At 66.1% G+C, this 18,484-nt stretch carries 12 protein-coding genes; 6 read left to right on the forward strand and 6 right to left on the reverse strand.

Annotation, left to right across the window (positions count from 1 at the left end; all coding sequences use genetic code 11):
* The first annotated feature begins 215 nt into the window (after positions 1–215).
* Positions 216–2,861 carry a DEAD/DEAH box helicase gene (locus C2L71_RS04145; protein ID WP_187143258.1) on the forward strand — a complete coding sequence of 882 codons (2,646 nt, stop codon included), beginning with the start codon at positions 216–218 and terminating at the stop codon, positions 2,859–2,861.
* A gap of 74 nt (positions 2,862–2,935) precedes the next feature.
* Here the strand turns inward: C2L71_RS04145 and C2L71_RS04150 are convergent, their stop codons facing one another.
* Positions 2,936–3,850 (reverse strand): SIR2 family NAD-dependent protein deacylase, encoded by a 915-nt coding sequence (locus C2L71_RS04150; RefSeq protein ID WP_103264517.1) that lies wholly within the window; start codon positions 3,848–3,850, stop codon positions 2,936–2,938.
* A 16-nt stretch (positions 3,851–3,866) separates the two neighbouring features.
* The gene (locus tag C2L71_RS04155) at positions 3,867–4,286 is read right to left on the reverse strand and encodes a peptide deformylase (RefSeq protein WP_103264518.1); all 420 of its coding nucleotides are present in this window, start codon (positions 4,284–4,286) and stop codon (positions 3,867–3,869) included.
* Positions 4,287–4,639: 353 nt separating this feature from the next.
* Between C2L71_RS04155 and C2L71_RS04160 the strand changes: the two genes are divergently transcribed.
* From C2L71_RS04160 to C2L71_RS04175, 4 genes are all read left to right on the forward strand, one after another.
* Positions 4,640–5,842, forward strand: coding sequence for an NADP-dependent isocitrate dehydrogenase (locus C2L71_RS04160; RefSeq protein WP_103264659.1), 1,203 nt, complete (start codon positions 4,640–4,642; stop codon positions 5,840–5,842).
* Positions 5,843–6,108: 266 nt separating this feature from the next.
* Positions 6,109–8,703 carry a YhgE/Pip domain-containing protein gene (locus C2L71_RS04165; RefSeq protein WP_103264519.1) on the forward strand — a complete coding sequence of 865 codons (2,595 nt, stop codon included), beginning with the start codon at positions 6,109–6,111 and terminating at the stop codon, positions 8,701–8,703.
* Positions 8,690–10,882 (forward strand): YhgE/Pip domain-containing protein, encoded by a 2,193-nt coding sequence (locus C2L71_RS04170; protein WP_239926331.1) that lies wholly within the window; start codon positions 8,690–8,692, stop codon positions 10,880–10,882. The genes C2L71_RS04165 and C2L71_RS04170 overlap by 14 nt, the downstream gene beginning before the upstream one ends.
* A gap of 150 nt (positions 10,883–11,032) precedes the next feature.
* Positions 11,033–12,349, forward strand: coding sequence for an FAD-dependent oxidoreductase (locus C2L71_RS04175; RefSeq protein ID WP_103264520.1), 1,317 nt, complete (start codon positions 11,033–11,035; stop codon positions 12,347–12,349).
* Between the two features lie 63 nt (positions 12,350–12,412).
* Here C2L71_RS04175 and C2L71_RS04180 read toward each other — a convergent pair whose 3' ends face one another.
* Positions 12,413–13,222, reverse strand: a complete 810-nt coding sequence (locus C2L71_RS04180; RefSeq protein ID WP_103264521.1) for an SIR2 family NAD-dependent protein deacylase — start codon at positions 13,220–13,222, stop codon at positions 12,413–12,415.
* 192 nt (positions 13,223–13,414) lie between these two features.
* Between C2L71_RS04180 and C2L71_RS04185 the strand changes: the two genes are divergently transcribed.
* Entirely contained in the window at positions 13,415–13,792 is a 378-nt protein-coding gene (locus tag C2L71_RS04185; protein WP_103264522.1) for a winged helix-turn-helix transcriptional regulator, read from the forward strand.
* Here C2L71_RS04185 and C2L71_RS04190 read toward each other — a convergent pair.
* The 3 genes from C2L71_RS04190 to C2L71_RS04200 form a co-directional block, all read right to left on the reverse strand.
* Entirely contained in the window at positions 13,789–14,586 is a 798-nt protein-coding gene (locus C2L71_RS04190) for a hypothetical protein (protein WP_103264523.1), read from the reverse strand. The genes C2L71_RS04185 and C2L71_RS04190 overlap by 4 nt on opposite strands.
* Positions 14,587–14,709: 123 nt before the next feature.
* A complete protein-coding gene (locus C2L71_RS04195; RefSeq protein WP_103264524.1) occupies positions 14,710–15,636 on the reverse strand; it encodes a Fic family protein in 927 nt (308 codons plus the stop codon).
* 156 nt (positions 15,637–15,792) lie between these two features.
* Entirely contained in the window at positions 15,793–18,339 is a 2,547-nt protein-coding gene (locus C2L71_RS04200) for an excinuclease ABC subunit UvrA (RefSeq protein ID WP_157938924.1), read from the reverse strand.
* Positions 18,340–18,484: the final 145 nt, after the last annotated feature.

Genomic DNA, 18,484 nt, shown 5'->3' on the forward strand with positions numbered 1-18,484 from the left:
GCCATTGTACCGTGCTGCTCTCGCGGGTTGAGCACGCTGGTGCTGCACGGTTGTCCGGCGGCGTAGGCGGCCCTGAAGCCCGCGCATTGGGTGTGCGCTCGTGCGCGTTGCGGGGTCTCGCGCGTGTTCTTTTGTCGCGTCCGTCGCCCTCTGCAGGCGCGTGCGGGTAGAATACGCATTCTACGATACGATCGAATTGACCCGGAGGCCCGTCCATGGCAGAACAAGAGGCAGACGAAACGACGGCGCTCGGCGAGGGCGGCCGCAGCATGCTTGCCCCCGGCGAAGCCGAAGGCGGCGCATACACCCACGGTTCGCTCGGCAGGCTTTCGCCCGCGTGGTGGGAACCCGAGGAGGAAGGGGCCGAGCCGGAGCCTTGGGCGACGGCCGACGAGGCGCTCGATCGCTTCCTTGCCTGGACAGCCGAGCGCGGCATCGAGCTGTGGCCGCATCAGGAAGAGGCCCTCATGGCGCTCATGGTGGGCGACCACGTGGTGCTGGGTACTCCGACGGGTTCCGGCAAGTCGCTCGTGGCTCTTGGAATGTGCTTCATGGCGATGGCAACCGGGCGCAGGTCGTACTACACGGCGCCCATCAAGGCGCTTGTGAGCGAGAAGTTCTTCGATCTGGTGGACGTCCTCGGGCGCGAGAACGTGGGCATGATCACGGGCGACGCGCACATAAACGCCGAGGCGCCCGTCGTCTGCTGCACGGCCGAGATCCTAGCGAACCAGGCGCTTCGAGAAGGGGAGCGCGCCGATGTTGGCTGCGTCGCCATGGACGAGTTCCACTTCTACGGCGACTACGATCGGGGGTGGGCGTGGCAAGTGCCGCTGCTCACGCTGCCGAAGACGCAGTTTCTGCTGATGAGCGCAACGTTGGGGGACGTAGGAGCGATTGCGGAGTCGCTTGGGGAGCGTACGGGCGTCCAGGTTGACGTGATCGCCGACGCACCGCGACCCGTACCGCTGGCATACGAGTACGTGGAGATGCCGCTCGAGGGCACGGTGGAGCTCGCGCTGCGCAAGGGCGAGGCGCCGCTGTACCTCGTGCATTTCTCGCAGGATGCGGCGCTGTCAACCGCCCAGTCGCTTGCGAGCTACGGGGTGGCGACCAAGGAGCAGCGCGAGGCTGTGAAGGAGGCCGTGAAGGGCACGCGCTTCACCACGGCGTTCGGCAAGACGCTCAAACGCCTGCTGGCAAGTGGCGTGGGCGTGCACCATGCGGGGATGCTCCCACGCTACCGCCTGCTCGTGGAGAAGCTCGCCCAACAGGGCCTGCTGCCGGTCATATGCGGCACGGATACGCTCGGCGTGGGCATCAACGTGCCCATCCATACCGTGGTGCTGACGGCGCTCACGAAGTTCGATGGACGGAAGATGCGCCGCCTGCGCGCTCGCGAGTTCCATCAGATCGTCGGGCGGGCCGGCAGATCCGGCTTCGATACCGAGGGCATGGTGGCGGCCCTTGCGCCCGAGCACGACATCGAGAACGCGAAGCTTATCGCCAAGGCGGGGGACGATCCGAAGAAGCTGAGGAAGATCAAGAAGAAGCGCGCTCCCGAGGGGTTCGTCTCGTGGAACAGGCAGACGTTCCAGCGCCTTATCGAAGCCGCGCCGGAAACGCTCAAGCCGCGTATGAAGATCACCCACTCGATGGTGCTCTCCGAAGTGGTGCAGGGCGGCGATGCCTTCAGCCGGGTGCGGCGCCTCGTCGAGGACTCGGCCCAGCCGCCCGAGGAGAAGGCGGCGCTCGCCGTGCGCGCCGACGAGATATTCGATACGCTCATTACGGCGGGTGTCGTGGAGCGTTTCGAAGGTGAAGGGGGTGCGACCGAGTACGTGACCACGATTGACGTGCCGGAGGATTTCGCACTCGACCAGCCGCTTTCACCATTTTTGCTGGCTGCGCTCGAATTGCTCGATCCGCAGGAGGAGACGTACGCGCTCGACGTCATCTCGCTCGCCGAGGCCACGCTCGAGGATCCGCGACAGGTGCTGCGTGCCCAAGAGCGCCAGGCGCGCGAGAAGGCGATGGCGGAGATGAAGGCCGACGGGGTCGAATACGAGGAGCGGCTTGAGAGGATAGCCGAGATCACGTACCCCAAACCTCTCGAGGATCTGCTGGATGCGGCGTTCGTGCGCTACTGCCGCGAGGTCCCCTGGGCGCGCGATTTCGAGCTGGCGCCCAAATCGGTGCTGCGCGACATGCTGGAGACCGCCTCGGACTTCAAGACCTACGTGGGCCGTTACAAGATCGCGCGATCCGAAGGGACGCTCCTGCGCTACCTGTCCGACGCTTACCGCGTGCTCGACCGGACGGTCCCCGCCGATAAGCGCGACGAGCGTCTGGACGATGTGGTCGCATGGCTGGGATTCGTCGTGCGTTCGGTGGATTCCAGCCTGATGGACGAATGGGAGGGCGCAGGCACGGCCGCCGCGCCTCATTTGGCGGCGGACGAGGTTGTCCGCGATCGGCGGGGGCTCACCGTGCTCGTGCGCAATGCGCTGTTCAGGCGCGTGCGGCTTGCAGCGCGCGGCGAGATCGAAGAGCTCGGCAGGCTCGACCAGGACGGGGGATTCGGCGAGCAGCGCTGGCGCGAGGCGCTCGAGGCGTACCGCGAAGCGCACGAAGACATTCTGCTCGATGCAGATGCGCGCTCGACGGCCTACTTCGTCATCGACGAGTCGGACGAGCGGACCGAGCGCAGGTGGCGCGTGCGCCAGATATTCAGCGATCCGGAAGGCGACCACGACTTCGCCATCGTGGCGGACGTAGACCTCGACGCGACGCAGGAAGAGGGCGAGGCCGTGTTCCTGCGTATCCGAGCCGGTTTCGCAGAGGAGCTTGCAGAAGCCTGATCGGGAGCGTTCGATGGCGGCATGAGAGTCGCCGGGCGTTCGGGAGCGATCGGGGGTGTCCTGCGTTCGGGGCGCTATCCGTCCGTCGCAGTTCCAGGTGTAGGCAGTATCTGAGGGAGGAGCTCGGCGATATCGCCCTGCAAGCCCGCAGCGCGGCCCTCTCTGCCATCCGGGACGCGCGCATCGTCGCGGTTCAAGCGCACGAGCGGTGCATCGCATGACGTGGCCAGGCGATCAAACGGCAGGCGGATGATGGAGGGCGTGTTCCATCCGACGCCCAGCTCCAGCAGGACGGTGCGTTCGTCGCGCACGCCTTCCGCGAAGCGCAGGCAGCGCTCCCGAGCGTCATGCCAGGCGGCGTTTTCGACGAATGCACCGTCGATGCGCAGGTGCACTGCCATGGGCCCGCCGCACACGGGGCAGTGCGGAACGAGACCGCTCGGTGCCCGCGTCGGGTCGCCTTCGTCCGCCGCCGCGAGGATGTCCTCGACGAGCTCTCGATTCGGGTAGAGGCTGTCGTGGCAGCCTCGCGCGCACTGGTTGAAGCCGTAGTCGCCTTGGACGGCGAAAATGCGCGCGGGATCGAATCCGGCTTTCTCGAACTGGGCGTCCACGTTCGTGGTGAGGACGAACCATTCCTTTCCGTGTATCGCCTCCAGCAGGCAGCGGTACAGGGGCAGCGCAGGAGGCTCGTAGCGGTTGGCCCATACGTGCCGCGCCCAGTAGGCCCAGCGGTCTTCCTCCGAAGGGAAGGGGTAGAATCCCGCCGAGTACATATCGGTCATGCCGTAGCGTTCGATGAAGGGCGCGAAACCGCGATGGAAGCGCTCGCCGTCGTAGCGCAGTCCGGCCGCCGCGGACAGACCCGCTCCGGCACCGACGAGCACACGGTCCGCGCCTTCCAGCAGCGTGCGCGCCCGTTCGATTCGCTCGAGCAGCTCCTGCTGCCGCTTTGCACGCGATCTTTTGGATGTCGATGACGGACTCATGCCGACCGGTGCGCCCTCAGACGAGCTTGCCCTTGCAGTGGTCAATCATGTGCTGAATGATCTGCGCCGTCCAGTCGGTGAAATCTTGCTTGCGCGGTTGCAGTTCGCCCTCCGCAAGCTCCTCGTAGGCGACCTTGATCTTGGCGAAGCGCGTCACCTTGGAGTCGGCTTCGAGGGAAAGGCAGCCCTCTTCCGCTTTGAACGCTCCCAGGGCCAGCTTCAGTGTAGGATTGTACATGACATGAGGCTGGTCGTTTTCGTCGAGATAAGCGACGATGCACTTGGAGACGCCTATCTGGTTGGCGGCCAGGCAGGCGGCGTTGTCGAGCGATGCCAGCGTGTCGAGCAGATCCTGCGCCACCTGCGCGTCCTTTGCTGTGGCGGCGTCGCAGGGCTGCGAGAGGATTGCCTCGTCTTTGACCAGTTCCTTGATCATGGTACTCCCGTCTTCGTCGGCTTTACGAGTCCGGCTTGTACGCGCGAACGACGCAGCTCCGGATTTGATCCCAACGAATTCTATCATGAAGTCGTGCGAAGGCCCTCGGTCTCCCGAACTTCCGGCTGCCCTCGCGTCGGCGTCGAACGGTCTGCGCAAGGGGGGCGACAACGTCTGTCAGCGCGCCGCGGGAACCAAGGCGATGTGGCGAGTTGGTGCCGTGCGCTGGAATCGACGCGTGTTTTTACTCTTTCGGAACATTTCAACGGTATCATAGACGTGCACAGAGGAGAGGGGCATGCTCGCGCTCATGCGATCGGGACTGCATGTCGCACGATGACGAAAGGCTGACAATGGCGAAGATTCAGATGACCACGCCGCTGGTGGAGATGGACGGCGACGAGATGACGCGCATCATCTGGCAGATGATCAAGGACGAGCTGATCTGCCCGTACGTCGATCTTAAGACCGAGTACTACGACCTGGGCCTCGAGCACCGCAACGCCACCGACGACCAGGTGACCGTGGATTCCGCCGAGGCCACCAAGCGCCTGGGCGTGGCCGTAAAGTGCGCCACCATCACGCCGAACGCTGCGCGCATGGACGAGTACGACCTAAAGCAGATGTGGAAGAGCCCCAACGGCACCATCCGCGCCCTGCTCGACGGCACCGTGTTCCGCACGCCCATCACCGTGGCGGGCATCGAGCCGTGCGTGCGCAACTGGGTCAAGCCCATCACCATCGCCCGTCATGCCTACGGCGACGTGTACAAAAACACGGAGCTGCGCGTGCCCGGTCCCGGCACGGTGGAGCTCGTGTACACTGCGGCTGACGGCACCGAGACGCGCGAGCTCGTCCACGAGTTCGACGGTCCCGGCATCGCCCAGGGCATGCACAACCTCGACGCGTCCATCGAGAGCTTCGCGCGCAGCTGCTTCGAGTACGCCCTCGACGTGAAGCAGGACATCTGGTTCGCCACGAAGGACACCATCTCGAAGAAGTACGACCACCGCTTCAAGGACATCTTCCAGGAGATCTACGATGCCGAGTACGCCGCGCGCTTCGAGGAAGCCGGCATCGAGTACTTCTACACGCTTATCGACGACGCGGTGGCGCGCGTGATGAAGGCCGACGGCGGCTTCATCTGGGCGTGCAAGAACTACGACGGCGACGTGATGAGCGATATGGTGTCCAGCGCGTTCGGGTCGCTCGCCATGATGACGTCGGTGCTGGTGAGCCCGCAGGGGTACTACGAGTACGAGGCCGCGCACGGCACCGTGCAGCGCCACTACTACAAGCACCTCAAGGGCGAGGAGACGTCCACGAACTCGGTGGCCACGATCTTCGCGTGGTCGGGGGCGCTGCGCAAGCGCGGCGAGCTGGACGGTTTGGACGACCTCGTGACATTCGCCGACAAGCTGGAGCGCGCCACGCTCGACACCATCGAGGCCGGCGAGATGACGGGCGACCTCGCTCTCATCACCACGCTGCCGAACCCGGTGAAGCTCTCCACCCGCGACTTCATCCTCGCTATCGCGAAGCGCCTAGCGGCGTAAAGGCGCGGCGGCGCGCCCCTCCCTCACCAAGTTCCCCGGCGCCCGGGATCCTTCCCGGGCGCCGCTTGGTTCGGAGGGCCGAACGGCGTTCTCCATCGCGCTGTGCTGCGCGCCGTCGGGATCGCGAGAGCATGACCTTGCTGCCCGTCTTTCCGCCTGCCATGAGGAGAAACCGTTCAAAACGCACCGGATGCCTGGCGTTTTCTCTCAGGAGGGGTATGATTGCCCGGTTGTTTCAAGCGGTTGCGAAAAGGGGGCGGTAAGGCATGGGGAACGTTTTGCGCGTGCTCAAGCGCGATGTCCTGCGCCTGCTCCATGTGCCGCCAGCCCTCGTGGTGGTGCTTGCACTGCTCGTCTTGCCTTCGGTATACACCTGGTACAACGTCGTGGGCTTCTGGAATCCATACGACAACACGGGCAACCTGCGCGTTTGCGTGGTGAACGAGGACGCGGGCGGTTCGAGCGAGCTGACCGGCGAGCTCCACGTGGGCGATCTCATCGTTGACGAGCTGCGCGTGAACGACCAGCTCGATTGGACGTTCTCCGACCGGGGCACCGCCCTGTCCGAGCTCGAGGCGGGGAAGAGCTACGCCGTGTTCGTCATCCCCGAGGACTTCACCGAGCATTTGCTCTCCCTGACCACGGGCGAGTTCTCGAAGCCCGAGATCGAATACTTCGTGAACGAGAAAACCGGCCCCGTGGCACCGAAGATAACCGACACGGGCGCCAGCACCCTCGACGAGACCATCAACTCCACGTTCGTCTCCACGGTGAGCGACGTCGCCGCCGATGCGATCGACCAGGCGCTCGCCGACTCGCGCACCGCCTTGGACGCGTCCCGCTCCCAGGCGGCCTCCAAGCTGGGGGAGGCGACGCAGGTGATAACCGACGCGCGCGAATCGATCGCGGGGATAGCGTCGGCCACCGATCAGGCGCAGGCCAAGACCGACGAGTCGAAGGGCGCGCTCGAGCGCGCCCGGTCGGGTGTCGAGACCGCAGGCGAGACCCTCGATACCGTATCGGGCCTGACGTCCCAGCTGCAAAGCGGCCTCTCCTCTTTCTCGGCTTCGGCGATGCCGGCCGTCAATCAGAGCCTGCTCGCGGCCTCGGCAACGTCCTCGAAGGCCAACGGCGCGGTGGCGGGAATCGTCGGCGATGTCGGCGATGCGCGGGCCGCCATCTCGACGGCCATCGTGCAGGGCCAGGCGATGGTCGACGAGAACAGGGCGCTCGCGGTGTACCTGCGCGAGCAGGGCGAGGCGCTGCCCGATACCGATTCGAACAAGGAGTCGATCCTCGCGGTCGCCGACGAGCTGGATCAGCGCGCCGACGATGCTCAGAAAACGCTCGAGCGCCTGACCGCTGCCAACGAAGGGGCGGGGGAGCTTTCCCAGGCTGTCTCGCAGGCGAGCGGCGCGCTCGATACGGCCGTCCAGAACGCCACCGAAGAGGCCCAAGGGTATTCGGACGTGCTGTTCGGCACGACGATACCGGCCATCAACGGCAGCCTGTCCCGGATGGGGACGACTGCGGCGGCATTGGGAACCGCGGTGTCGAACCAGCGCCTCCTCATCGACCAGGCCGAACTCGTGCTCGACCAGCTGTCCTCCACGATGGCCGACGCGAAAGAGGCGCTCTGCCAGACCGACGGCATCCTGGTGGGGCTCGAGCAGGGGCTCGACACCGTGCTGACCGATGTGCTGGCCCTGAGCGAGTCCGATGCCCTGGTGAAGGCGTTTGGCGAAGACGGCCTCGACGCGTCGAAAGTCGCCGACTTCATGGGATCGCCCACCGAGCTCGTCACCGAGGAGCTCTACCCGCTGAACGCCTACGGTTCGGCCATGGCCCCGCTGTTCATGAACCTCACGTTCTGGATCGGCGCCTTCATGCTGCTCGTCATCATGAAGCAGGAGGTGGACGGCGAGGGCATCCGCAACCTCACCGTGACCCAGCGCTATCTGGGCCGCTTCCTGCTCCTTGCGGGGATGGCCGTGCTCCAGGCGGTGATCTGCTGCGCGGGCGTGCTGTTCATCGGGGTGCAGGCGGTCAACGTGCCGGCGCTCTTCTTCGCGGCCGCCGTGGCCTCGCTCGCCTATCTCAGCATCATCTACGCGCTCTCGGTCACGTTGCAGCACATCGGCAAGGGCATCTGCATCGTGCTGGTGTTCGCACAGATACCCGGCGCGACGGGGCTGTATCCCATCGAGATGACCTCGAGCTTCTTCCAGACGGTCTACCCGCTGTTCCCTTTCACGTACGGCATCGAGGCCATGCGCGAGGCCATCTGCGGGTTCTACGGCACGCAGTACGCGGATGCGCTGGGCATGCTGGCGTTCTTCTTCGCGCTGTTCATGGCCCTGGGCGTTCTGGTGCACCCGCTCATGGCGAACGTCAACCGGATGGTGGCGGGCCAGGTCAGGCAGAGCGGCATCTTCAACGGGGAGGACGTCGAGATCCCAGCGCGCCCGTACCGCTTCTCCCAGATATTCAAGGCGCTGTCGGGTAAAGAGGAGTACCGGGAAGAGCTGAGCCGGCGCTACGAGCGCTTCTCGCGCTGGTACCCGCGCCTCATCAGGGGGTCCGTCGCCCTCGGCCTGGCGGTGCCCATCGCCTTGGCGGCGCTGTTCGCGCTCACGCCCGCCGAGAAGGTGCAGCTGCTCACCGCATGGCTCGTCTGGCTGGTCGCGGTGTTCGTGTTCCTCGTGGTGGTGGAGAGCCTGCGCGACAGCTTCGAGCGGCAGATGAAGCTCGACGGCATGACCGACGAGGGGCTTTTGAAGCTGGGGTCCTCGCGCAACGAGATGGAGCGGCTGTCCGTCGATCCGGCGGGCGATCCGAAGGGGGGCGATGGGCTTGCGTAACATCGTCCGCCTCGTGCGCAGCGACTTCAAGCACCTGTTCTCGAACGCGATGAGCGTCATCATCGCCATCGGGCTGGTGGTCATGCCGTCGATCTTCACCTGGTACAACGTCATCGCCTGCTGGAACGTGTTCGACAACACGGGCAACCTGACCGTGGCCGTGGCCAGCGTGGACGAGGGCTACGAGAGCGACCTGATCCCCTTGCGCGTCAACATCGGCGAGCAGGTGGTATCGGCTTTGCGCGCCAACGAGGAGATCGACTGGACGTTCACCACCGAGGAGGATGCGGTGGACGGGGCGCGCTCGGGCCGGTACTATGCGGCAGTGGTCATCCCCGAGGGCTTCAGCCGGGACATGCTCACGTTCTATTCCGAGGACGTGCAGCATGCGCGCATCGTCTACTATTCGAACGAGAAGAAGAGCGCCATCGCCCCCAAGATCACCGATCAGGGTGCCGATACGGTATCGTACCAGGTGAACAAAGTGTTCGTGGAAACGCTCTCGGAGATAGCGCTGAACGTCGCCAAGTCGCTGTCCGAGTACGCCGACGAGGCCGACATGGACGGGCGCATCGCGGCCGTCGCGGGCCACGTGCGCAGCATGGGCGACGATGTGGGGCGCATGGCGTCGGTCCTGGGCCTGTACGCCTCGCTCGCGGATACGTCCCGATCGCTCGTCTGCGACTCCGCGAAGCTCATCGATTCCGCGCAGCGCGAGGTCGACGGTCTCGGTGCAACGGCGTCGCAAGGGGGCTCGTCGGCTTCCGACATGGCCTCGGCGCTCAAGGAGTCGGCCGAGGAGCTTTCGCGCGCCCTCGAGGCGAGCAGCCGGGGATTCTCCGCCGTGTCCGGATCGGTGGACGAGCTGTTCGACGTCGCCTCGACGGGGGCCCAGGAGAGCGCCGCGGGGATGCGGGACGAGGCGGACGCCCTCGACGGGCATATCGCGCAGTATCAAAGCATCGTGGGCGAGCTCGATCAGATGCACGGGAGCATTCCCCCGGAGTACGAAGAGGCGCTCGACGCCGTCATCTCGAGGATGAACGCGCTGATAGCGCTGGAAGAGGGCATGCGCGACAACCTGCGCACGGCCGCCGACAAGTTGGAGTCGGGCAACGACGACGCGCAGGCCGAGCGCGAAGAGGTCAAGGCCCTCGCCGACCAGGCGCGCTCGAACGTCGCCGAATTGAAGAGCAACTACGATGCCAATCTGAAACCGGCGCTGCGCGATTTCGCCGACCGCGCGGCCGACCTTGCGGGCATCGTGAGCGGGGGCCTGGACAACCTGCGCGCATCGGGTTCGGGCCTGGCCGATTCGGCCGGATCGGTCGGCTCGGTGCTGGGCGAGGCGTCGGAGAAGATCGATGCGGCCATCGGGAAGATGAACGAGTCCGCGGAGGGCCTGCGGGCGCTGGCGGACGATATCGACCGCGCCCTCGCGACGGGCGACGCAAGCTTCCTGCGCCAGGTGCTCGGCTCGGACGCGCAGGTTCTGTCAAAGGCGCTCGCCGCCCCGGTGTGCATCGAGCGTACGGCCGTGTTCCCGGTTGAAAACTTCGGATCGGCTATGGCTCCGTTGTACACGACGCTCGCCCTGTTCATCGGCTCGTTGCTCATTCTCGTGGCGGTGAAGCCCGCCGTCTCGCAGCGCGTGCGGGAAGGTCTGGACGATCCGCGGCCCCGAGAGCTGTTCCTGGGGCGCTTCGGCATCATGGCGTTTCTGTCGCTTCTGCAGACGACCGTCATGGGCCTGGGCAACCTGCTGTTCCTACAGGTGCAGGTGGCCGAGTCCGTGCTGTTCATGCTGTGCTTCTGGTTTGCGGGGCTCGTGTTCACGTTCCTCATCTACGCGCTTGTGGCGGCATTCGCGAACCTGGGCAAGGCGGTGGCGGTGCTGCTGCTTATCGTCCAGGTGACAGGTTGTGGCGGATCGTTCCCGTTGCAGATACTTCCCTCGTTCATCCAGAATATCAGCCCGTGGCTGCCGGCCACGCATGTGGTGAACGCGATGCGGGCTGCGATGTTCGGCGTATACGGCAACGACTTCTGGATCGAGATGGGGCTGCTCGCGCTGTTCATCATTCCGGCCGCGCTCATAGGGCTCGTGCTGCGCAAACCGCTCGCGCGTTTCATGACCTGGTATGTCGAGCAGGTGGAGTCTTCCAAGCTGATCGGTTAGGGGCGGGCTCCTGCCCGCTCGCGCCTTGCAAACAGGCAACCGTTCGTTCAAGGCCGGTCCACGCTTGCATGCAGAGCCCTCGTGCAATCCGCCCCGTCGGGTACCGTTTGCTGGACATGCGCGAACGGAAGCGGACGAAAGGGCGGGCCCATGACCTCGATTTGGGAAGCGAACGCGGAACGGCCGGACGGCGTCGTGAAGACGTTGGACGGGGACGTCTCCGTCGACGTGCTCGTGATCGGCGGCGGAATGGCGGGAATGCTGTGCGCTTACCTGCTCAAGCAAGCCGGATACCGCTGTGCCGTGGCGGAGGCCCGACACGTGGGATCGGGCGTGACGGGCGGCTCTTCGGCGAAGGTCACCGCGCAGCACGGACTTATCTACGACCACCTGGTCAAGTTCGACGGCATCGAGAAGGCCCGGAGGTACTACGAGGCCAACCAGGCGGCCGTCGACGGGCTCCGACGACTCGCCTCCGAGGTGCCGTGCGACTTCGAGGAGCGGACCGCCTACGTGTACGCGCAGGATTCGACCGAGCCGTTGGAGCGCGAGCGCGCCGTGTACGAGCAGCTGGGTATCCCGCACCATGTGCTGAAGCACGCGCCCTTGCCGCTTGCGAACAGGGGCGCACTCGGGATGGAGCGGCAAGCGCAGTTCAACCCCCTCAAGCTCCTCTGCGGGCTCATGCCCCTGCTCGACGTGTATGAAGAAACCTTCGTCGAGCAGGTGTCGGGCAATACGGCCCGCACCAAGCGCGGGACGATCACGGCGGACTACATCGTGTTCGCGACGCATTATCCGCTGGTTAACGTGCCCGGCCTCTACTTCATGAAGCTTCACCAGGTGCGCTCCTACGTCCTGGCGCTGCGCGAGGCAGCGCCGGTCGACGGCATGTTCATCGGCGCGGACGGCGGCCTGTCGTTCCGCACCTATGGTGACTCCCTTCTTTTAGGCGGCGGCGGCCATCGCACGGGGGAGGGGCCGAGACCAGATGAGGGCTTCGCCGCGCTGCGCGAGTTCGCCCGCATCGCGTATCCGGACGGCAGAGAGCGTTTCGCCTGGGCGGCGCAGGATTGCATGAGCCTGGACAAGCTGCCCTACATCGGCGTCCATCGACGCGGGCGTCCGAACCAGTTCGTGGCCACGGGGTTCAACAAGTGGGGCATGACCGGGTCGTTCCTTGCGGCGCACACGATAACCGATCTCATAACCACCGGCAAGAGCCCCGTCGAGGACCTGTTCTCGCCGCAGCGCTCCATGATGACAGAGGATCTGTTCACGAATCTGGGTGTATCCGCCTCGAACCTTGTGAAGGGAGGGCGCCGCTGCTCACATCTGGGATGCTGCCTTGCGCACAACGATGCGGAAGGCAGCTGGGACTGCCCCTGCCATGGCTCGCGCTTCGGCTCCGACGGCGCGGTGTTCGACGGCCCGGCCAAGAAGCCGATCGCGCCCGAGCGGCGGTAGGCGAGCGGCGGGACAGGGGCTGTTCGAGGGCCGTGTCCTCGGATTCCGCGCCTGCGACGTCGCTCAAGCCCCGCGCGGCGCGACGAGCGGCCAGAGCTCGGCGATGTCTCCCTGCAGGCCCGCCCCGCTCACGGGCACACGCGCGTCGTCGCGGTTCATGCGGACGAGCGGCGCGCCGGCGAGCGCCGAGAGCCGCTCGAAGGGCAGGTGGATGACGCTCGGGGTGTTCCATCCCACGCCCAGCTCCAGGAGCACTGCGGGCTTCCCGTGCATCCTTTCGACGAAGTGCAGGTAGCGCTTTTGGGCCTCGCGCCAGGCCGCGTCCTCGACGAAGCTCCCGTCCACGCGCACGTGCACCGTCATCGGCCCGCCGCATACCGGGCAGCGTGGCACGAGGCCGTTGGGCGCGCGTGTGGGGTCGCCGTCCTCTCGCGCCGCCGCGAGGATGCTTTCGGCCAGCTCGCGGTTGGGATAGAGGCCGTCGTGGCAGCCGCGGGCGCACTGGTTGAGGCCGTAGTCGCCCTGCACGGCGAACAGCCGCTCGGGCGCAAGGCCCGCCTTCTCGAACTGCCCGTCCACGTTCGTGGTGACGACGAAGAGGTCTTTGTTCTTGAGGGCGGCGAGCACCTCGCGGTACAGCGGCAGCGCCGGCGGCTCGTGGCGGTTCGCCCAGACGTGGCGCGCCCAGTAGGCCCAGCGGTCCTCCTCGGACGGGAAGGGGTAGAACCCCGCCGAGTACATGTCGGTCACGCCGTAGCGCCTGATGAACGGCTCGAAGCTGCGGTGAAAGCGCTCGCCGGAGTAGGTGAGCCCCGCGGCGGCGGACAGCCCCGCCCCCGCGCCCACGAGCACGCGCTCGGCGTTCGCGAGCAACCCCCCCCCGCGCCTGCTCGATCGCACGTTCGCACTCGGCTTCTTGCGTTTGCGATGCGATCATGGGTTTCTCCCGTTCCGTTGCGTCGTTTCTTCCGCCATCCTACAATATGCGGTAGCAGAAGGTAAGCAGGCACTTTTGCGTTGGGTTGGTGCCTTTTTGAAACCGTGAGACGAGGAAGCGAGGCCGCCATGGAGTACGCAGAGTTCCGCAACGACGAAGCCCCTTCGATCGACGACTTGCCGCCGTGCCCAGTGGAGACGACAGCGCAGCTCATCGGCAGCAAATGGCGGCTGCTCATCCTGCGCGACCTCATGGAGGGCACGAAACGCTTCGGCGAGCTAAAGAAGTCGGTGGGCTCCATCTCGCAAAAGGTGCTTACGTCCAATCTCCGCGATATGGAGAAGAAGGGGCTTGTGGTGCGGCGCGTGTACCCCGAGGTGCCCCCGCGCGTCGAGTACGGCCTCACCGACCTCGGTAAGAGCCTGACGCCCATCGTCGACGCCATGCGCGCCTGGGGCGAAGGCTACCTCGATCGAGCGCGAAAGACCTCGTGGGGCGGGTTTTAGGCGAAGAAGAACCCGGACGTCATGTCAAGGTAATTGCCGCCGGAGTAGCCGGGGAAGCGGTTCTGCACGGCGGCCTTGAACTCCTCGGCCCCCACGCATTCGGCGGCGATGGCCTTGAGGTCCTCGAGGTAGTCGATCTTCGTCCGCACGTCCTTGAGGTCTTCGGGCGTGTAGTGCGAGGTGAGCACAAGGCCGATGCCGCGCTCGAGGTAGCCGCGCAGCTGGGCGACGATGGCGTCTGCGTGGCCCGGGCTGGCCACGATGGAGTGGCAGTCGTGGCCGAGCATGTGCGTGTACAGCGCGTCGATCTCGGGGATCTCCAGGTCGAAGGCCTCGCTCGTGCGCACGATGCTCATCCGCACGCCTGCGAGCTCCAGCTCGTCGCCCTCGATGACGTCCGTGACCGTCGCGATGGAGCTGTCGAACGCGTCGCTGAACGCGCCGGCGAAGTTGTCGATGAGGGCGCGCCCGCCGCCGGAGTGGCCATACACGTCGGCCTCCCGGGTGGCGAAGACCGGCGTGCCCGCGAGGAAGCTTGCGCCCGCCATGTGGTAGGACGCCACGATCCCCTCGACGTCGATGCCTGCGTCGCGCAGGTAGCCCTCGAGCGCGGTGATGCTGTCGAAGAAGCAGGGCATCTCGATCACGAAGCCGCGCCCGCCCTTCTCGACGACGAACACCTCATCGTCGATGGGGTCGGCCGTGCGATATGTGTGCAGCCTGACCTCGCCGAAGTCGTAGACATCCACCCAGCCTGCGGCCAGCTCGATGCGCGTGAAGTCGTTCTTGTCCATGTCGTTCCTCCTGCGGTCTGCGGCGTTTTCCGTCGCGCTTTTCCTTGCACCGAGGAGGATACCGGCTACAGTTTCAATTGGTAAGTAAGCACTTAAAAGTGCGGTAGTCACCTTTTGGTTACTTTAAGTGCGCGGCACGTAGCCTCTACCGTGCCCTTCCTGCTCCAGTTGCAGCATGCGCTGGCCGACGGAGTCTTCCAGCCGGTGCGCCACGAGGTCGACCATTGCCGAGCCGTCGCGGCCTTCTATGTCACGCGTGAACGACTTGATGGCCTGGTAGTATGCGGCGACGCCCTGCTCGTCCGCTTTGAGGCTCACCGGTGGGAAACCGCCGCTCATCAACATGAAGTTGAGCAGGATGCGGCCCGTGCGGCCGTTGCCGTCCTGGAAAGGGTGGATGTCCTCAAACGCCAGGTGGAAGAGCGCTGCCGTCTCTATCGCGCGGGCTTCCGCCTTCGCCGCCCATGCGACGAGATTGCCCATGAGCGTGGGAACGCGCGCCGGTGGCGGGGGGATGATGGGCGAGGACGAGATGTAACGCTGATCCCTGCGATACTCGCCCGGCTCGCAATCTTCCAAGTGCGCCGAGGCGACGCGATGGACTGCGAGGACTACCTCCTCCGAGAGCCGCTTCCTTTCGCGCACGAAACCGACCATGAGGTCGAAGGCGGCGGCGATGTCGATCACTTCAAGGTGCTCGCTCAGTGGCTTGCCGGGAATGACGGCGTCCTCCTCCAGCACCAGGCTGGTCTCTTGGAGCGAGAGTGTGTTGCCTTCGATGCGGGCGGTGGTATGCACGAAGTCGACCTTCATGGCGTTGAGGATGCGATCCTCCTTCGCGGGGTTGAAGCCGCGCTCGGCAAGGATCGAGCATTGGCTTTCAAGGCGCTCGATGAGTTCTTTGTCGCAGTTCGGAGCCGTGGGAAGCGTGTCAAAGCGGCGAAGCTGGGATTGTAGAAGTCGCAGGTAGCTCTCGCGCTCGTCGGTGACGCCATACATCTTCTCGTAACCGGTGGCGTATTCGAGGTCGCTTAAATCCTGTTCTGGCATTGCGTGCTCCCTTGTGAGTGCTTGCGATGAGATTTTACCATGCTTTCGCAAGGGTCTCGAAGCTGGCGCCTTCTGCCAAAATTGTAGGGAGTGTTCTGCAATTGGACTACTTTGAGCAACAATGCAGAGTATATCTGGCACCTGCGAACGACACTCTTACAAATACCTTCCCGTGACGCTGTCCGGGTTGGCGGCCACCTGCTCGGGCGTGCCGGCGGCGACGATGTGGCCGCCGGATGCGCCGCCGCCGGGACCGAGGTCGATCACGTAGTCGGCGTTCGCGATGACGTCCAGGTCGTGCTCGATCACCACCATGGTGGCGCCTTGCGACACCAGGCGGTCGAACACCTCGAGCAGCGTGCGCACGTCGAGCGGGTGCAAGCCGATGGTGGGCTCGTCGAACACGAACACGGCATCGTCCTGCGTGCGCTTCATCTCGCTGGCCAGCTTCAGGCGCTGCGCCTCGCCGCCGGAAAGCGCCGGCGTGGCCTCGCCGAGGGTGAGGTACCCCAGTCCCAGGTCGCAGAGGGTTTGCAGCTTCGCGGCCACCTTCCTGAGGTCGGAGGTGGCGGCCAGCGCCTCGCTCGCGCTCATGGCCATGAGGTCGGGTAGAGACACGAGGTCCACCGGGTCGTCGGCGTGCGGGCGGCGGATGCGATCGGCCTCGGGGGCGTAGCGCGAGCCGCGGCAGGCGGGGCAGGTGATGTCCACGTCGGGCAGGAACTGCACGTCCAGGCTGATGGAGCCCGTGCCGTCGCATACGGGGCAGCGCAGCTTTCCCGTGTTGTACGAGAAGTCGCCCGCCTTGAGCCCCGCCGCCTTCGCGTCCGGCGTGCGGGCGAAGGCGCGGCGCAGCTCGTCGTGCACGCCCGCGTAGGTGGCCACGGTCGAGCGCACGTTGATGCCGATGGGGGAGGCGTCGATGAGGTTCGCCCGCTCGATGCCCGCAGCCTCGAGGGCGCGCACGTGGGCGGGCGGCCTCTCGCCGGCGGCCCACGCCTTCAGCGCGGGCACGAGGCTCTCCAGCACGAACGTGGTCTTGCCCGAGCCCGACACGCCGGTGACGGCGGTGAGCCGGCTGCGGGGAACGTCCACGGCAAGCGGCTTGACCGTGTGGAGCGCGTCCGTTTCCAGATGGATGCGGCCGAGGGCGAACACGTCGTCCGCATCTGCCCGGTCGCGCACGCAGACGGTGCGCGCGCCCGACAGGAACGGCCCGATGAGCGAGGCGGGGTCGGCCTCGATCTCGGCCACGGAGCCCTGCGCGATCACGCGCCCGCCCGCGGCACCCGCTCCAGGGCCTATCTCCACGATATGGTCGGCCGCGCGCAGGATGCGCGCGTCGTGGTCCACCATGGCCACCGAGTTGCCGTCGGCCAGAAGGTCGCGCATGACCTCCACCAGGCCGTCGACGTTCAGGGGGTGCAGGCCGATGGACGGCTCGTCCAGCACGTAGAGCACGCCGGTGGTGCGGTTGCGCACGGCGCGGGCCAGCTGCACGCGCTGCCGCTCGCCGGTGGAGAGCGTCGAGCCCGCGCGGTCGAGCGAGAGGTACCCCAGCCCCAGGTCCACGAGGCGGCGCGCCGTGTGCTGGAACGACTCGCAGATGTTTCGCGCCATCGGGCGCATCTCGGGGGAGAGCCCGCCCGGCACGGCGTCCACCCAACCGGTGAGGCCGTCGAGCGTCTTCTCGGTGGCTTCGGCCAGGTTGACGCCCGCCACCTGCGGCTTCAGTGCGTCGGCAGACAGGCGCGTGCCGTGGCACACGGGGCAGGTGCCCTGCTTGAGGAACCGCGCCACGCGCGCCAGGCCCTTCTCGTCCTTCACCTTCGCCAGCGCGTTCTCCACGGTGTAGACGGCGTTGTAGTAGGTGAAATCAAGCTCGGCGAAGGTGTCGGATTTCTTCGCCTTGTACAGGATGTGCTTCTTCTCGGCGGGGCCGTGGAACACGATGTCGCGCTCCTTGGGCGTGAGCTGGTTGAACGGCACGTCGGTGCGCACGCCCATCTCGCGCGCAACCTGCTTCATGAGGTCCCACATGAGCGTGCCCCACGGTGCCACCGCGCCCTCGTCGATGGTGAGCGACTCGTCGGGCACAAGGGCGCTTTCGTCCACGGTGCGCACGATGCCGGTGCCGTCGCATTCAGGACAGGCGCCGTCGCCGTTGAAGGCCAGCGCCTCGGCGCTCGGGCCGAAGAACTCCACGCCGCAGACGGGGCACGTGATGGGGCGCTCGGCAGCGACGTTCAGCGTGGGCGGCACGCGGTGGCCGTTGGGGCACACATGGCTGCCCACGCGCGAGAACAGGAGTCGGAGGCTGTTCAAGAGCTCGGTGGAGGTGCCGAACGTGCTGCGCACTCCGGGCACGGCGGGCCGCTGGTGCAGCGCGAGGGCGGCGGGCACGTGCAGCACCTCGTCCACGTCGGCGCGCCCTGCCTGCGTGAGGCGGCGGCGCGTGTAGGTGGAGAGCGCCTCGAGGTAGCGCCGCGAGCCCTCCGCGTACAGCACGCCGAGGGCGAGCGACGACTTTCCCGAGCCCGACACGCCCGCGATGGCCACGAGCTGGTTCAGCGGGATGTCCACGTCGAGGTTCTTCAGGTTGTGCACGCGCGCCCCGCGCACCTGGATGCGGTCAGGGGCGGGCGAGGCGTCAGAAAAGAGCTGAGCGGGCGTGTGCGAGGAATGCTGGGTCGTGTCGTCCACAGTGTGTTCGTCTGTCCTCCCTGTTCGATCGGCGGCGTCCGGGTCGACGCTGCCTTGTTCGCCGGCTATCTTATCATGCCGAGCTCCGCCGGGACCTTCCCTTCGTCGCACATGGCGCGCTGGCGCCCGTTCGCGTCCGGTTCAT

Origin of the sequence: Enteroscipio rubneri (assembly GCF_002899715.1) — a bacterium.
Classification (GTDB): Bacteria; Actinomycetota; Coriobacteriia; order Coriobacteriales; family Eggerthellaceae; genus Enteroscipio; species Enteroscipio rubneri.

Bases quoted from the DNA above. Each gene is read 5' to 3' on its own strand.
- C2L71_RS04145 (WP_187143258.1), top strand. From the start codon at position 216: ATGGCAGAACAAGAGGCAGACGAAACGACGGCGCTCGGCGAGGGCGGC.
- C2L71_RS04150 (WP_103264517.1), bottom strand. From the start codon at position 3,850: ATGAGTCCGTCATCGACATCCAAAAGATCGCGTGCAAAGCGGCAGCAG.
- C2L71_RS04155 (WP_103264518.1), bottom strand. From the start codon at position 4,286: ATGATCAAGGAACTGGTCAAAGACGAGGCAATCCTCTCGCAGCCCTGC.
- C2L71_RS04160 (WP_103264659.1), top strand. From the start codon at position 4,640: ATGGCGAAGATTCAGATGACCACGCCGCTGGTGGAGATGGACGGCGAC.
- C2L71_RS04165 (WP_103264519.1), top strand. From the start codon at position 6,109: ATGGGGAACGTTTTGCGCGTGCTCAAGCGCGATGTCCTGCGCCTGCTC.
- C2L71_RS04170 (WP_239926331.1), top strand. From the start codon at position 8,690: ATGGGCTTGCGTAACATCGTCCGCCTCGTGCGCAGCGACTTCAAGCAC.
- C2L71_RS04175 (WP_103264520.1), top strand. From the start codon at position 11,033: ATGACCTCGATTTGGGAAGCGAACGCGGAACGGCCGGACGGCGTCGTG.
- C2L71_RS04185 (WP_103264522.1), top strand. From the start codon at position 13,415: ATGGAGTACGCAGAGTTCCGCAACGACGAAGCCCCTTCGATCGACGAC.
- C2L71_RS04190 (WP_103264523.1), bottom strand. From the start codon at position 14,586: ATGGACAAGAACGACTTCACGCGCATCGAGCTGGCCGCAGGCTGGGTG.
- C2L71_RS04195 (WP_103264524.1), bottom strand. From the start codon at position 15,636: ATGCCAGAACAGGATTTAAGCGACCTCGAATACGCCACCGGTTACGAG.